The organism is Nisaea denitrificans DSM 18348 (assembly GCF_000426505.1).
GTDB lineage: Bacteria > Pseudomonadota > Alphaproteobacteria > Thalassobaculales > Thalassobaculaceae > Nisaea > Nisaea denitrificans.
Genome location: NZ_AUFM01000011.1, coordinates 1 through 14,738 on the forward strand (window position 1 = coordinate 1; position 14,738 = coordinate 14,738).

The window sequence follows — 14,738 nt, forward strand, 5'->3', positions numbered from 1 at the left end:
CTTGCTCGTAGATGACCTGGTGGTCATGGCGAGGGGCCCGCACCCGATCCCATTCCGAACTCGGCCGTGAAAACCCTCCGCGCCAATGGTACTGCGTCTTAAGGCGTGGGAGAGTAGGTCGCCGCCAGGTCATCTACGAACAAGACAAAAATCTTAACCTCCACAATGCAAATCAATCACACCCATGGCGCGGGGTGGAGCAGCCCGGTAGCTCGTCAGGCTCATAACCTGAAGGTCGTAGGTTCAAATCCTACCCCCGCAACCAAACTAAACAATATATCAACGGCTTAGCCACTCCAGGCTGGGCCGTTTTTTGTTGCTTGGAAGTATAGAAGCAGGTGGGCAGGGCTGGGGTCATTGAACGGAACTCCCGAATAACTACCTCAACAACTCGAAACCTGCTGGCGTCAACAAAGCTCTTAATCCACTTGAGTGCGGCATGGCCGCGCAAGAAGCGAAGCAGAGCCTTGCATATTCCGGAATTGTCTCCACCGGGTATCTTCATAGCCCCCTCCGGCAGCAGAATGGCCGTTGTGCGTGGGCCCTTCTTAGTTAACAGTTTAAACAGCAGGTTCGGCTGGCTTGCCTGTTGCTATGATAGCGGAGACGGCGAGAGTGCAGGTTCTGCCCGATTATGATGACTTTGATGCAACCGGGCTCGCCCAGGGGATTGCCGTGGGGGATTTCAGCCCCGACGAGGCACTTTCCACCGCACTCGCGCGGGTTGATGCGCTTAATCCGCAACTGAACGCGGTCACTCAGGTCCAGGCCGACCGGGCGCGGGAGACAATCAAGGCGGGCGTCCCGAAAGGGCCGCTCTCGGGTGTTCCATTTCTGCTCAAGGATCTTGGGGCGGAGGCTATTGGTTTTCCGGGGAACAATGGCTCCAGGCTTCTGAAGAACACGACCTATTTCTACAATTCCAACCTGGTCGAGAGACTGCTCGCGGCCGGTCTGGTGGTGTTCGGCCGCACCACGTCGCCGGAAGGCGGTATCGGCTGTGCGACAGAAGCCGCCGTTTATGGCGGGCCGACGCGTAATCCCTGGAATACCGATCATACGCCGGGCGGGTCTTCCGGCGGCTCCGGAGCTGCCGTGTCGGCGGGCATCGTTCCCGCTGCACATGGCTCGGACGGAGGCGGGTCCATTCGTATTCCAGCCTCAAGCTGCGGCTTGTTTGGCTTCAAGCCGACGCGTGCACGGTTACCTGACGGGCCGGCGTCGGGTGAGGGCTGGGGCGGGATGGCCATTGAAGGGTTCCTGACCCGGTCTGTGCGGGACAATGCGCTGTTGCTCGACATTTGCTGCGGCACGGATCTGGGGGCGCCCTATGTGGCGCCGCCTCTGGAAGGAACTTTCATGGATGCCTTGGAGACGAGCCGAAAGGGTCTTCGGGTGGCGCTGTGTACAACGACACTTGATGGCGAACCGGTTGATCCGGAATGTGCGGCAGCAGCGGAAGCGGCAGCGGCGCTGCTTTCGGATATGGGGCATCACGTCGAGATCGCCCGTCCGGAAGCGGATACCGCGGGTATGATGCAGGCCTGGACAGAGATCGTGGCCTGCGGCACCGCTCTCGGGGTGCAGCACAAACTGAAGCGGCTCGGCCGGGACCTCCTGCCGGACGATCTCGAGCCAGTCTCGCGCAGTGCCTGTGAGTTTGCTGCGACGATATCCGGCGCGGGCTATCTCGATGCGCTGGAAACTGTGCATGAGTACGGTCGGCAGATGGCGGTCTTTTTCGACCGGTTCGATCTGCTGGTCAGCCCGACACTGGCGGAACCTCCTGCCAGGGTCGGGCGGTTTTCCCATGACCGGAAGAGTTATCTCGACTACCGGCTCGGCCCAGACGGCGTGTTTGCATATTCGCCTTACACTGCCTCCTTCAATGCCACGGGTCAGCCGGCAGCTTCTGTTCCACTTGCCTGGTCGCGCGCGGGGTTGCCCATCGGCGTGCATCTGGCCGCTCCGTTCGGGGCGGACGAACTCCTGATGGGAATTTGCGCCGAGCTGGAGCGTGCGCAGCCGTGGTTTCACAAACGCCCACCGCTCGCAGGGATGCGTGCCGGTGAGGGGAGCAGGGTGAATGAGTGACATAGCGGTTTCCGCGCAGTCGATTACGAAGGTCTTCGGATCTCTATCCGGCGGACTGCGCGCGCTCGACGATGTGTCGGTCGACATCAAGACCAACGAATTTTTCACGCTGCTCGGCCCGTCCGGATGCGGCAAGACCACGCTGCTGCGGCTGATCGCCGGTTTCGAGACCCCGACTTTCGGCAGCATCGTGCTGGAGGGCGTGGACATTACGACAGATCCGCCCTTCAAGCGGCCGGTCAATACGGTGTTCCAGAGCTATGCGCTCTTCCCGCACCTGACCGTGGCTCAGAATGTTGGCTTCGGCTTGGAGATGCTGGGCAAGACAAAGAAAGAGATCACGCACGCGGTTGACGAGGTTCTGGCTCTGGTACGCATGGAGGAGATGGCACATCGCTATCCCAGCCAGCTTTCCGGCGGCCAGCAGCAGCGTGTTGCGCTGGCCCGTGCGCTGGCGCCGAAACCGTCCGTGCTGCTGCTCGATGAGCCTTTGTCCGCGCTCGACCTGAAGCTGCGGAAGCAGATGCAGATCGAGCTGAAACGGATGCAAATGGAGACGGGCATCACCTTCATCTTCGTCACGCACGATCAGGAAGAAGCGCTGACGATGTCCGACCGGATCGCGGTCATGAGTGCGGGCCGCATTCAGCAGATCGGCGCGCCACGCGATATATACAACGCGCCGACAAACCGTTTCGTGGCTGACTTCATCGGCGAGTCCAACTTCCTGCCTGCCGAGGTGGCTGAAGTTGGCATGGTGACGTTGGCTAATGGCAATAAGGTGCCTGCCGTTGTGCCGGACGATCTGGTGACGGGCAGCAAAGTCACCGTCTCGATCAGGCCGGAGCAGGTTGAGCTCGATCCGGCGGGTGAGGGCGTTCTGGCGGGGACGATCACCGAGCTGGTTTATTTCGGCACGGACATGCACGCCCATGTCGATCTTGGGGATGGCAGTGTGCTTGTCGCCCGGGTACAGGCGGAAGCCGACCGGAGCCTCGTCAAAGGGGAACAGGCCGGTGTTCGTTTCGCGTCCGGGGGCCTGCGCGTTGTCGAGGACGGGTCATGACACTCGAAGCCGGACAGCCGCGTTCTCTGGAAGCGGAAGCGACAAACCGCCGGATCCGGCGTAACTGGTTGCTCTCGCTGCCGGCAATCCTGCTTCTGCTGGTGGCGGCCTCCGGCCCGCTTTTGATCGTGCTGGTCTATTCCTTCCTCAAGCCCGGCGATTTCAGCGGTGTCGTTTGGGAGCCGTCATTCAATGCCTGGTTTCAGATCCTGTTTTCCCGCGATATTTTCGACGACACGGTCGGACTGGCCGATGCACATCTGACGATTTTCTGGCGTTCCGTCCGGCTTTCCCTCTCGACGACACTCATCACGCTCGTGCTTGGGTTGCCGACGGCCTACTTCATCGCCACCCGGTCCGGCAGGCAGCGCACGTTCTGGCTGTTCCTGATCACGATCCCGTTCTGGACCAATCTGCTGATCCGGACCTTCGCCATTCTCGAGATGCTGCGGAACGAGGGCATCGTCAATAACAGCCTCATGAGCCTCGGGCTGATCGCCGAGCCAATCCAGATCCTCTACACCGATACGGCCGTCCTGATCGGCATGGCCTATGTCTACCTGCCGCTCATGGTGCTGCCGCTCTATGCCGCGATCGAGCGGCTGGATTTCCGGCTGGTCGAGGCCGGTTACGATCTCTACGCAAACCGCCTGCAGGTGTTCCGAAAGGTGATCCTGCCGATCATCAAGCCCGGCATCGTGGCGGGATCGATCCTGGTTTTTGTGCCCTCGCTCGGCGCCTATGTGACACCGCGCGTGCTCGGCGGCGGCAAGAACATGATGATTGGCAACTTCATCGAGCTGCAGTTCGGACAGGGCCGGAACTGGCCGCTTGGCTCTTCGCTGTCGATCCTTCTGCTGCTGATCGTGATGGCAGCGCTGCTGTTCTATGTTCGGGCCTCCTCGCGGGAGGAGCCACATGGCTGAGCGTGTGCGCAAGGCGTTCTCGATAAGACGATTGCCGGGGTTCACAACCGTGACAATGATCTGCTTTGCCGCGCTTTATGCGCCGATCATCGTCATCGTGCTCTATTCCTTCAATGCGGGCGATTCAGTGGCCCTCTGGGAAGGGTTCTCGCTCGACTGGTATACCGTCGCGGCGCAGAATGAGCAGGTACAGGATGCCACCCTGCGCTCGCTGCTGATCGCGCTCTGGGCGTCGGGCATTGCGACAACCCTGGCGACGATGGCGGCGCTCGGTACGACACGGACCGCCAAATTCCCCGGCAGCACCCTGATATACGTACTGATCAACCAGCCGCTGATGGTGCCGGAGATCGTCACCGCCGTGGCATTGCTGATCTTTTTTGCCTCGATCAAGGTGGCAACCGGCTATTCCGGGCTCGCCTATCTCATCCTCGCCCATGCGGCCTTCTGCGTGCCCTTCGCCTATTTGCCGATCCGGGCGCGGCTGGAGGGGATGGACCGGGTGTTGGAGATTGCGGCGGCCGACCTTTACGCGACTCCGTGGCAAACGTTCCGCCGGGTGACGTTGCCGCTGGTCGCGCCCGGAATCGTCGCCGGTGCCATGCTGGCCTTTGTGATTTCGCTGGATGACGTAATCATCACCGAGTTCGTCAAATCCGCCGGGCAGGACACGCTACCGACTTACATGCTCGGCCAGTTGAGGCGGGCGGTAACGCCGGAGGTCAACGCGATCTCGACGGCGCTGCTCGGCCTGACAATCCTCTTGCTTACCGCCTTTTTTATTCTGACCGGAAGGAACGACAAGTCAGCCTGAACAATCCCGAAGCGCACAACAGGAGATCCATTATGCGCACGTCAATGCTTGCTATGTCCGCGACTGCACTGCTGGCACTGTCCACACAGGCTTTTGCCGCAGGTGAACTGAACATCTACAACTGGGGCAATTACACCAACCCCGAATTGATCAAGAAGTTCGAGAAAGCCCACGACGTCAAAGTCACCGTCACGGACTATGATTCGAACACGACGGCCCTGACCAAAATCGAGGCTGGCGGGCACGGTTTCGACATTGTGGTGCCGACCGGAAACTATGTTCCGATCTATGTCGAGAAGGGCCTGCTGCTTGAGAGCCGCCCCGACCAGATGACGAACTTCAAGAACGTTTCCGAGAACTGGAAGGACGTTCCCTGGGATCCGAAGCGTCATTACACGGTGCCGTGGCAGTGGGGTACGACGGGCGTTGCCGTGGATACCTCGGTCTATGGCGGCGACATCAATACGTCGGCGATCTTCCTCGATCCGCCTGCCGAGCTGGTCGGGAAGGTCAATGTCGTTCCGGAGATGAACGACATCATCAACATGACCCTTTTCTATGTCGGCGGTGAGCCCTGCACGACGGACAAGACCGTCCTGAAAAAGGTGCGGGATGTCCTCGTTGCCGCGAAGCCAAAATGGCTGTCGATGGATTACGGGACGACAGACAAGCTTTCCAGCGGCGAATATCCGGCGACTGTGAACTGGAACGGCTCGACCTTCCGCGCCCGCCTGAACAATCCCAAGGTCGCCTATGGGTATCCGAAAGAGGGTTATCCGCTTTGGATGGATGCTGTCGCCATCCTGAAGGACGCGAAGAACCCCGAGAACGCGAAGCTGTTCCAGAATTTCATCATGGAGCCGGAAAATGCGGCCCTGATCTCTGCCTTTGCCCGCTATGCGAACGGCATCGACGGGTCGGAAGCGTTCATGCCTGAGGAAATGCGCACGGCTCCGGAAATCGTGACGCCTGAGGCTCTCAAGAGCGCCGGCCAGTTCCTGCCGACCTGCTCGGGTGAGTCGCGCGATCTCTATACGGCGATTTGGACTGAACTCCAGAAGTAATCAGCCGGATCTGGATGTTGAAAGGCCCAGGGAGAAATCTCTGGGCCTTATTCTTTTTCCAGACTGAAGAGGAACAATCCTAAAACAATAGCGTCCCCTGCCAGATGCCCTGTTGCACCATATCCGCCGTCTCCGCCTTCAATGTGCTGGCGAAGATCCGCACGGCGTTGGTGTCCGGGCGCACGATGGAGCGTGTCAGGACCATTTTTCGCGTCAGGGCCGGGCGGGCGATCGGCGCGGCCCGAAGGGTGCCCGCGCTGATATCCGCATGGACCGCGGCGAGGGGCAGGACGGTGTAGCCGAGCCCCCGGGCGACGAGTTCCTTGAGTGTCTGCAAGGCGTCCGCCTCGACCGATACCCGTAGCACGATACTTTCCCGGCCGGCGGCGTTCTCGAGCAGGTTACGCAGGCCGTGCCGCGATCCCGGCAGGATCATGGAGAGATCTGCCAGACCCGGAAAGGGCACGGGCTTGGCTATTTCCAGATCGGATGAGGGCGGGCCTATGAGATAGAGTGTCTCCTCGATCAGCGGCTCAGTGCGGATATGGCTCGTCGCGCCGGTCTCGTACATCACGGCAAGGTCGGCCTCGCCCCGCTGGATCATGTCCAGCAGATAGCCGCTGAAGGCGGGAACAATGCGCAGGGTGACTTCCGGATAGTCCCTCAGAAACCGTTCCGCCATCCGGCCCGCGATCACCTCCCCGATGGTTGGCGGCACGCCGAGGCATACGGCCCCCTTTACCGCATCCTGATCGGCCGAGACTTCGGCACGGGTGTCTTCCACCAGGCGCAGGATCGCCGACGCGCGGTCCGTCAGAATCCGGCCGGCGGATGTCAGGGCCATGCCGCGCCCGTGCCGGGTGAACAGGGCAACGCCGAGATCCTCTTCCAGCAGCCGGATTTGCCTGCCAAGGGCGGGCTGGGCGATATGCAGCCGCTCGGCCGCGTGGCTCAGGCTGCCAAGCTCGGCGACATGCAGGAAGGTGCGAAGCTGTCTTAAATCCATAAGATATTAAATCATGGCATAGCTGAATGAGAAATATGCTTCTCGTATTTTGCTTCCGCGAACGCTACGCCAATACTTTCCGCCGTTCATCAAGCTCCGGAGTCGAGATGACCGCAGTGCCCGCCGAAGAGGCCCCGTCCTGGCAGGATGAGATCCTGCCGATCCTGAAAAGTTTCGATGTCCGTCATCTGGTCTATGTGCCCGATGCGGGACACGCCTCGGCGATCCGGGAGGCGGAGAAGGATAACGGTATCACGTCCCTCGCGCTGACCACGGAGGAAGAGGGCATCGGTTATCTCTCCGGTGCCTGGCTCGGCGGTGAGCGTGGGGCTTTGCTGATGCAGTCCAGTGGCGTCGGTAATTGCCTCAATACCCTGGCGCTGCAGACCATGACCCGTTTCCCGCTGCTGATGCTGGTGACCATGCGCGGCGACTGGGCGGAGTTCAATCCGTGGCAGAACCCGATGGGGCAGGCGACCGAGGCTGCCTTGAAGCTGATGGGGGTCCGGACCTGGCGGGCCGACCAGCCGGAAGAGGTCGCGCATCTGGTGCATGGCGCCGCCACAATGGCTTTCAACGGTGACGAAGCCTGCGCGGTCCTGCTTGGACAAAGCCTGATCGGTGAAAAGAAGTGGGTGAAATGACCATGACCGGATCTCTCGACCGCCGCGCCGTCACGGCGAAACTCCTTGAAGACCGGGGCGATCTTCTGGTCGTCACCGGGCTCGGCTCACCCAGCTATGATGCCATGGCCGCCGGTGACCACGATCTCAACTACTACCTCTGGGCTGCGATGGGCAGTGCGGCGACTGTCGGCTTCGGCCTCGCCATGACCCAGCGCGAGAAACCTGTGCTGGTGCTGACCGGTGACGGAGAGATGCTGATGGGGCTGGGCGCGCTTGCTTCCATCGGCCAGAAGCTGCCGCCGAACCTGACCATCGCTGTGCTCGATAACGGGCATTATGGCGAGACCGGCATGCAGACCAGCCACACCGGCCGGGATATCGAGCTCGCCCGCTTCGCCGAGGCGGCGAATTTCCCCTGGACCCGGGTTGTGACGGACATGGACGGCGTGAGCGATCTGCGCAGCCGCATGCAGTCACAGGCCGGCACCTCCTTCGCCGCGATCAAGATCGCCGCCGAGAACCTTCCGCGGGCCCTGCCGCCGCGTGATGGCGTGCATGTGAAGAACCGCTTCCGGGCTGCCCTAGGCCTCTCGACAATCTGACCTGTTAAGTGGGCGATCCGCCTAATGGAGAGAATCAATGTCTGCCAACGACTACAACGATATCCGTGAAGCCGTGCAGGCTCTCTGCGCCGATTTTCCGCCGGAATATCATCGCGGGATCGACCAGAAGCGCGGCTATCCTGAAGAGTTTGTCGATGCCCTGACCAAGGCGGGCTGGATGGCCGCGCTGATCCCTGAAGAGTTCGGCGGGTCCGGCCTCGGCCTGACAGAAGCCTCCGTCATCATGGAGGAGATCAACCGGTCCGGCGGCAATTCCGGCGCCTGCCACGGCCAGATGTATAATATGGGCACCCTGCTGCGGCACGGCTCCGACGCGCAGAAGCAGCTCTATCTGCCGAAAATCGCCAGCGGCGAGCTGCGCCTGCAGTCCATGGGCGTGACCGAGCCGACGACAGGCACAGACACGACCAAGATCAAGACCAAGGCGGAGCGCAAGGGCGACCGCTATGTCATCAACGGTCAGAAGGTCTGGATCTCCCGCATCCAGCATTCGGACCTGATGATCCTCTTGGCCCGGACCACGCCACTTGAGGATGTGGAGAAGAAGTCCGAGGGCATGTCGATCTTCATCGTTGATCTGCGCGAGGCCATCGGCAACGGCATGTCCGTGCAGCCGATCCCGAACATGGTGAACCACGAGACCAACGAGCTGTTCTTCGACAATCTGGAAATCCCGGTCGAGAACCTGATCGGCGAAGAGGGCAAGGGGTTCAAATACATCCTCGACGGCCTCAATGCCGAGCGCACGCTGATCGCAGCGGAATGCATCGGTGACGGCTACTGGTTCATCGACAAGGTGACCGAGTACGTGAAGGAGCGGATCGTCTTCGGCCGCCCCATCGGGCAGAACCAGGGCGTGCAGTTCCCGATTGCCGAGGCCCATATCGAGATCGAGGCCGCCAACCTGATGCGCTACGAGGCCTGCAAGCTGTTCGACGCGCACGAGCCATGCGGTGCGCAGGCCAACATGGCGAAGTACCTCGCGGCGAAAGCCTCCTGGGAAGCGGCCAATGCCTGCATCCAGTTCCATGGCGGCTTCGGCTTCGCCTGCGAATATGACGTCGAGCGCAAGTTCCGCGAAACCCGGCTGTATCAAGTGGCTCCGATCTCGACCAACCTGATCCTGAGCTATGTCGCCGAGCACGTGCTCGGCATGCCCCGGTCGTTCTAAGGAACTGAATATGCGACTTCCTCTTGAAGGGCTGACCGTGCTTGCGCTTGAGCAGGCCGTGGCGGCGCCGTTCTGTACCGCGCGCCTTGCCGATGCGGGCGCCCGGGTGATCAAGATCGAGCGGCCGGAGGGCGATTTCGCCCGAGGCTACGATGACGTGGCGAAGGGGCAGAGCAGCTATTTCGTCTGGCTCAATCGCGGCAAGGAGTCTGTGGTGCTCAACCTTGCCTCGGACGAGGGCAATGCCGAATTCCGGGAATTGGTCTCTCAAGCGGATATTCTGGTCCAGAATCTGAAGCCGGGTGCGCTGACCCGGCTCGGTTTTCCGATCGAGGAGCTGCGCCGCACCTGTCCCCGCCTGATTACCCTCTCGATCAGCGGCTACGGCGACGAGGGGCCGCTTGCCGCGCGCAAGGCCTACGATCTGCTGATCCAGGCTGAATCCGGACTGTGCTCTATCACGGGCGGGGCCGAGGAGCTGGCACGGGTCGGCGTATCCATCGTGGATATCGCAACCGGCCAGACCGCCCACGCGGCCATTCTGGAAGCTGTCATTGCCCGTTCGGTCAGCGGTGAGGGCGCGGACATCCGGATCTCGATGTTCGACGTGATGGCCGACTGGATGACCGTACCGCTTCTTAATCACGAGGGCGGCAAGACCCCGAAACGGATGGGGCTCCGGCATCCATCCATCGCGCCTTATGGCGTGTTCGAGACGCGGGACGGCGTATCCCTTCTGATATCGATCCAGAGCGATAGAGAATGGGCCAGCCTGTGCCGTCATGTTCTCGGCGATGAGAGCGCTATCACGGATGAGCGCTTTGCAATCAATGTTGTCCGGGTACAGAACCGGCCGGAGACGGATGGTCTTGTGGCCCGCACTTTCGCTGCAAACGACGCTGCTGCGCTGGAAGCAATGCTCGACGGCGCGGCCATTGCCTTTGCCAGGGTGAACGATACAGGCGCCCTGTCTTCCCACCCGCATTTGCGCCGGATTACCGTCGATACGCCGGAGGGGCCAGTCTCCTATCCAGCCCCGGCGGCGATCTTTATGGGCGCACCGCGCAGCTACGGCCCCGTTCCGGGGATTGGTGAGCGGCCCGGTATATAGGCAGCACACGTCTTGCGAATTCCTGGCACGAAGTGCTATTAGGAATCATTCGCAAAAACCGGGCGATCCGGAACGAGGCAGTTTGCGGATGAAGCGATTTCCCATCCGGATGGTGTCTGTTGGCGGCCCAGAATAATCTTGAACGGCTTTATGCAGCGCATCGCGGTGACCTTGTTACCTATGCCGGCCGCATATTGGGGGACCGAACGCAGGCGGAAGACGTCGTGCAGGAGGCTTACCTGCGCTATTCGTCACGGAATGCGGAACACGCGATTGACGAGCCACTCGCATATTTTTATCGGATTGTCAGAAACCTTTGTCTGGACTTCAAGCGAGCCAAGGTCCGCGATCTGGAGAAAAAGCATCTGCTTTCGCATGCTCTCGGATTGCTTGAGGGCGTGCGCGACAGTTCGGTCTCTCCTGAAGCCGAAGCCAGTGCCCGGCAGGAGTTGCTGCACGTCTCAAACGCTATCGCTGAATTGCCGGACCGGACACGCCTGGCTTTCGAGTTGCATCGTCTGGAGGGATATTCCTTCCGGGAGGTCGCTCTTGAACTGGGTATCTCCGTTGGTCTCGCGCATTTACTGATTGCCCAGGCGATTGACCATTGCCGTCAGCGGGCTGGCCGAAATAATGAGTTTTGAACATGTGGGCCAGCATGACGTCTAAAAATATGAGACCCGCGTCTATGCGAAATGGCCAAAGCAGAGTTCTAGGCGCGGAGAGCGGCAATGCGCGCATGAGAGAGCCTGATAATGGAAAATAGACAGCGAGAATGGGGGGCAAGCGAATGGCTTGTTGCCTTGCTCGACGGGCCAGGCGATCAGGCGCTAGAGGCGGAATTTTCCGATTGGCTGGCAATGGACGAGCGGCGCCCCTCCGAATGGGCGGACGCTGTCAGTACCTATCGCGAAATGGGAATGGTCTCGCCGCGTTTCGTTTCGCCGCACTCTGGAACGGAAGACGATGGCCAGGCCGGTGTCTCTGGCGCGGATGTCGTCAGGATGACGTCGAGCGTTGCGAGCCGCTCCCGTCAGGGCTTCCGTCTGGGTCGCCGGGCCGTGATCGCGGTTACGGCATTGGCGGCATGTGTCGTGGCGATGCTGATTGCCCCGGATCTCTTGCTCGGCCTGCGCGCGGATTTCACTACCGGAACGGCGGAACTTCGAAAGATCGAGCTTGCCGATGGCAGCATCGTCCGACTTGCGCCGGAAAGCGCGATCACGGTCGATCTGTCCGGCGCTGAACGCCGGTTGGAGCTGTTGCGCGGGATCGCGTTCCTGGAAGTTGCGCCGGACACCAAGCATCCGTTTCTGGCCGGAATGGATATCGCTGAAGCCCGGGTCGTGGGAACCGCATTCGAGCTTGCCGAGGTGCGCGGAAAGGATGTTGTCACGGTGCGTGAAGGACATGTCAGGGTCGCGCCGAAAGCTTTCTCCGATCCGTCGTTGGCGGATTTGCACGCCGGTGACCGGGCGACGGTATCGGCCGATGGCTCCATGGCTCGGTCCCGGCTGACGCCCGATCAGGTGGCTCCATGGATTGATGGCTATCTGGTTGCACAGGATCGTTCCGTGGCCGATGTGGTCGATGACCTGCGGCGTTACTATGGCGGTCTGGTCCTGTTGCGCGGCGCCACTCTTCCAGCCCGGCACCTCACCGGGATCTATAGCCTGTCGGATCCGGTTGCCGCGCTGGAACTCATCGCGGCTTCACAGGATGCGGTTCTGACGCGGCTGTCTCCTTGGATCGTCGTAATATCGGAAAGCTGAAGCCGAGAGGCCGTTTTCCCGACGCCCGAAATTATTTTTGAACATACCGCCCACTCCCCAGTCATACATGTGACGCTTAGATGCGACTTAGTCGCAATTGCAGGCGCTGCCGGGTTTGGCGCGCCGGAAATACCGGGGGAAGAATGACGGCCGAAAGTTCGAATATTCATCAAAAGGCAGTGTTGCTGGCGGCGTTGGGACTAACGTTCGGCCTGTCGCTGGCGGGGCAGGGGATAGCCCAGGCCCAGACCAGCCAGCAGGGCAGTGCCCAGGCCGGCATGGCAGTACACCAGTTCAGCATTTCTTCGCAGGATCTTGCCAGTGCCCTGACCGCATTCGGTCGGCAGAGCGGCATCCAGGTTTCCTCGAACAGCGATCTCGTGCACGGGGTGAGCACGCAAGGTGTCTCCGGCGCGCTGCCGGTCGCCGAGGCAATGACGCGTCTGCTCGACGGGACGGGCCTCCGGTTTCAGATGCAAGGTGGCGGTATCGTCATTCTGGGGATGCAGAGTGGAGATACCGGGGTCGCGCTTGATCCGGTCGTGGTTGTAGGCCGCTCCGGCTCGGACCGCCATGCAGGCGCCGCCGACCGGGAGAACTCGCTCTATATCACGCGGCAGGACCTGGAGCGCCGCAACCCGGCCAATATCCGGGATGTGTTCGCCGGCGAATCTTCCGTCTCCGTCGGCGGGGCTATCCCGCTGAGCCAGAAGGTCTATGTGAACGGCATCGAGGAAACCAATCTGGCGGTGTCGATCGACGGTGCCCGGCAGAACAACAAGGTATTCCACCACAACGGCACCAACCTGATCGATCCGAGCCTGCTCAAGGCCGTCCGCATCGAACCTGGTGTCGCCGCAGCGGATGCGGGCCCAGGCGCACTTGGCGGGGCTATCATCTATGAGACGGTTGATGCGGCGGATATGCTCGCACCCGGTCAGGATGTCGGAGGTTTCGCATCGGTCAGCTACGATACGAATGGCGAGACCTTCATCAATGACAACTCGGTCTACGGTCGCTCCGGCGGTTTCGAGGCGTTGGGATACTTCAAGTGGGGCGAGGGCGATAATTATGATGGCGGGGATGGCGATGAAGTGCCGGGCTCCGGCACGTCACTGCGCACGCTCCTTGCCAAGGGCGCCTATGAATCCCAGTCGGGGCACCGGATCGAGATTTCCGGTGAGAGGGTCCATGACGATGCAAATCGGCCTTATCGGGCAAATATCGGCAGGCTGACGAACCGGAACGAGCCGGCCGAGCGGATCTATGACCTGGAGCGCCAAAACTATCGGCTGAGCTACAGCACACCTGATGCGGACGGCTTCTGGGACCCGACCTTTGTGCTCGGATATGGCGTGACGACCCTCGGCGTCCCCGTTCCCTACGGCAGTGAAGGTGAAACCGGCAGTCTCTCAGGCTCGTTTGAGAACGATCTGAATTTCGGAACGGGCAACACGGTCACGGTCGGCGTCGATTTCTATGACGACAAGGCGAAGTATGAAGACCCCTCCGACCAGATGGACGAGCAGGCGCGCAATCTGGGTGCCTATGCCCAGGCTCGGCTGACACCGATGGAGGCGCTGCGGGTTTCCTTTGGTGCCCGGGCCGACAAGCAATGGTTCGAGGGCCTGGACGGTACCGAGCTCGATAATGGCGGCCTCAGCGGCAATGTCTCAGCGGCTTATGACGCGACGGACTTCCTGACAGTGCGCGGTGGATACTCGTCGGTCTGGGGCGGAATCTCGCTCGCCGAGAACTTCATCATGAACCCGGGCTGGAATTATGATGGAGGCATCGACCCCGTGCGTGCCGAGAACGTCACGGCCGGGTTCGATATTGCCTATGAAGGCTTCACATTCGGGGCCGGGGTTTTCCACAGTGACTTCTCTGATGCCCGCGATCCGACATATCGCGGCGGACCGACCCTGACGACGGATTTCGAAACCAAGGGGTATAACCTGTCGGCCGGTTATAGCTGGGGGCCTGGATTTGTCCGCGTGAGCTATACGGACAGCGAGATCGAGGTCGATGGCAATCCGGCAAGTTCAGACGCGACCCAATATCTGGGCGCGCCATTGGGGCAGATCATCTCGCTTGAGGCCGCGCACCTGTTTGAAACTGCCGGCGTTCGGGTCGGCGGCGCAGTGGACATGGCCCTGGAGAATTCGGATACGGAAGATGCGGGCGGTCAGGCACTCGGAGCCTATGAGGTCGTGAGCCTTTTCGGCGAGTACCAGCCGGACTTCGCGCAGTATCTCCTGGTCAGGCTTGAGGCGAACAATCTGTTCGACGAAACCTATTCCGACCGGGCGACCTACGGCCAGGACTTCACAAATGTGCAGCCTCTGCTCGAACAGGGCCGTAGTTTCCTGCTCAAGGTCCGGGCGACATTCTAGGAAAGGCCGGCTCAGAGAGACAGAACGCTACATGTGTCTGATTCTGTTCAGCGCCTGACACTGAGTAGC

The 14,738-nt window shown here is 60.9% G+C and carries 13 protein-coding genes, 1 tRNA gene and 1 rRNA gene; 14 read left to right on the forward strand and 1 reads right to left on the reverse strand.

From position 1 onward, the window contains the following. Positions 1 to 15 precede the first annotated feature (15 nt). The 7 genes from rrf (at position 16) to K328_RS0100820 (ending at position 5,964) form a co-directional block, all read left to right on the forward strand. A 5S ribosomal RNA gene (gene rrf / locus K328_RS0100790) occupies positions 16 to 130 on the forward strand. A 58-nt stretch (positions 131 to 188) separates the two neighbouring features. Further along, positions 189 to 265 (forward strand) — tRNA-Met (locus tag K328_RS0100795). Positions 266 to 615: 350 nt separating this feature from the next. Continuing rightward, a complete protein-coding gene (locus tag K328_RS0100800) occupies positions 616 to 2,094 on the forward strand; it encodes an amidase (RefSeq protein ID WP_028464342.1) in 1,479 nt (492 codons plus the stop codon). Then, on the forward strand, positions 2,087 to 3,160 hold the full coding sequence (locus K328_RS0100805) for an ABC transporter ATP-binding protein (RefSeq protein ID WP_028464343.1): 1,074 nt from the start codon (positions 2,087 to 2,089) through the stop codon (positions 3,158 to 3,160). Before K328_RS0100800 ends, K328_RS0100805 begins: the two co-directional genes overlap by 8 nt. After that, entirely contained in the window at positions 3,157 to 4,086 is a 930-nt protein-coding gene (locus K328_RS0100810) for an ABC transporter permease (RefSeq protein WP_051284238.1), read from the forward strand. The genes K328_RS0100805 and K328_RS0100810 overlap by 4 nt, the downstream gene beginning before the upstream one ends. After that, positions 4,079 to 4,900: an ABC transporter permease gene (locus K328_RS0100815; protein ID WP_156901138.1), complete on the forward strand. Its 822-nt coding sequence runs from the start codon at positions 4,079 to 4,081 to the stop codon at positions 4,898 to 4,900. Before K328_RS0100810 ends, K328_RS0100815 begins: the two co-directional genes overlap by 8 nt. Before the next feature lie 32 nt (positions 4,901 to 4,932). After that, positions 4,933 to 5,964, forward strand: a complete 1,032-nt coding sequence (locus K328_RS0100820; protein WP_036552989.1) for an extracellular solute-binding protein — start codon at positions 4,933 to 4,935, stop codon at positions 5,962 to 5,964. A 79-nt stretch (positions 5,965 to 6,043) separates the two neighbouring features. Here the strand turns inward: K328_RS0100820 and K328_RS0100825 are convergent, their stop codons facing one another. After that, positions 6,044 to 6,970, reverse strand: coding sequence for a LysR family transcriptional regulator (locus tag K328_RS0100825; RefSeq protein ID WP_028464347.1), 927 nt, complete (start codon positions 6,968 to 6,970; stop codon positions 6,044 to 6,046). A gap of 107 nt (positions 6,971 to 7,077) precedes the next feature. Here K328_RS0100825 and K328_RS0100830 point away from each other — a divergent pair, with 107 nt between their 5' ends. From K328_RS0100830 to K328_RS0100860, 7 genes are all read left to right on the forward strand, one after another. Beyond that, positions 7,078 to 7,614, forward strand: a complete 537-nt coding sequence (locus tag K328_RS0100830) for a thiamine pyrophosphate-binding protein (RefSeq protein WP_028464348.1) — start codon at positions 7,078 to 7,080, stop codon at positions 7,612 to 7,614. A gap of 2 nt (positions 7,615 to 7,616) precedes the next feature. Further along, positions 7,617 to 8,198: a thiamine pyrophosphate-dependent enzyme gene (locus K328_RS0100835; RefSeq protein WP_245577366.1), complete on the forward strand. Its 582-nt coding sequence runs from the start codon at positions 7,617 to 7,619 to the stop codon at positions 8,196 to 8,198. A 37-nt stretch (positions 8,199 to 8,235) separates the two neighbouring features. Beyond that, on the forward strand, positions 8,236 to 9,390 hold the full coding sequence (locus tag K328_RS0100840) for an acyl-CoA dehydrogenase family protein (RefSeq protein WP_028464350.1): 1,155 nt from the start codon (positions 8,236 to 8,238) through the stop codon (positions 9,388 to 9,390). A gap of 10 nt (positions 9,391 to 9,400) precedes the next feature. Continuing rightward, positions 9,401 to 10,501 carry a CaiB/BaiF CoA transferase family protein gene (locus tag K328_RS0100845; protein ID WP_028464351.1) on the forward strand — a complete coding sequence of 367 codons (1,101 nt, stop codon included), beginning with the start codon at positions 9,401 to 9,403 and terminating at the stop codon, positions 10,499 to 10,501. A gap of 119 nt (positions 10,502 to 10,620) precedes the next feature. After that, on the forward strand, positions 10,621 to 11,145 hold the full coding sequence (locus K328_RS0100850; RefSeq protein WP_051284240.1) for a sigma-70 family RNA polymerase sigma factor: 525 nt from the start codon (positions 10,621 to 10,623) through the stop codon (positions 11,143 to 11,145). Between the two features lie 111 nt (positions 11,146 to 11,256). Continuing rightward, positions 11,257 to 12,273, forward strand: coding sequence for a FecR family protein (locus K328_RS21950; protein WP_051284242.1), 1,017 nt, complete (start codon positions 11,257 to 11,259; stop codon positions 12,271 to 12,273). 143 nt (positions 12,274 to 12,416) lie between these two features. Then, positions 12,417 to 14,669 carry a TonB-dependent receptor gene (locus tag K328_RS0100860; protein ID WP_028464353.1) on the forward strand — a complete coding sequence of 751 codons (2,253 nt, stop codon included), beginning with the start codon at positions 12,417 to 12,419 and terminating at the stop codon, positions 14,667 to 14,669. The last annotated feature ends 69 nt before the right edge of the window (positions 14,670 to 14,738 follow it).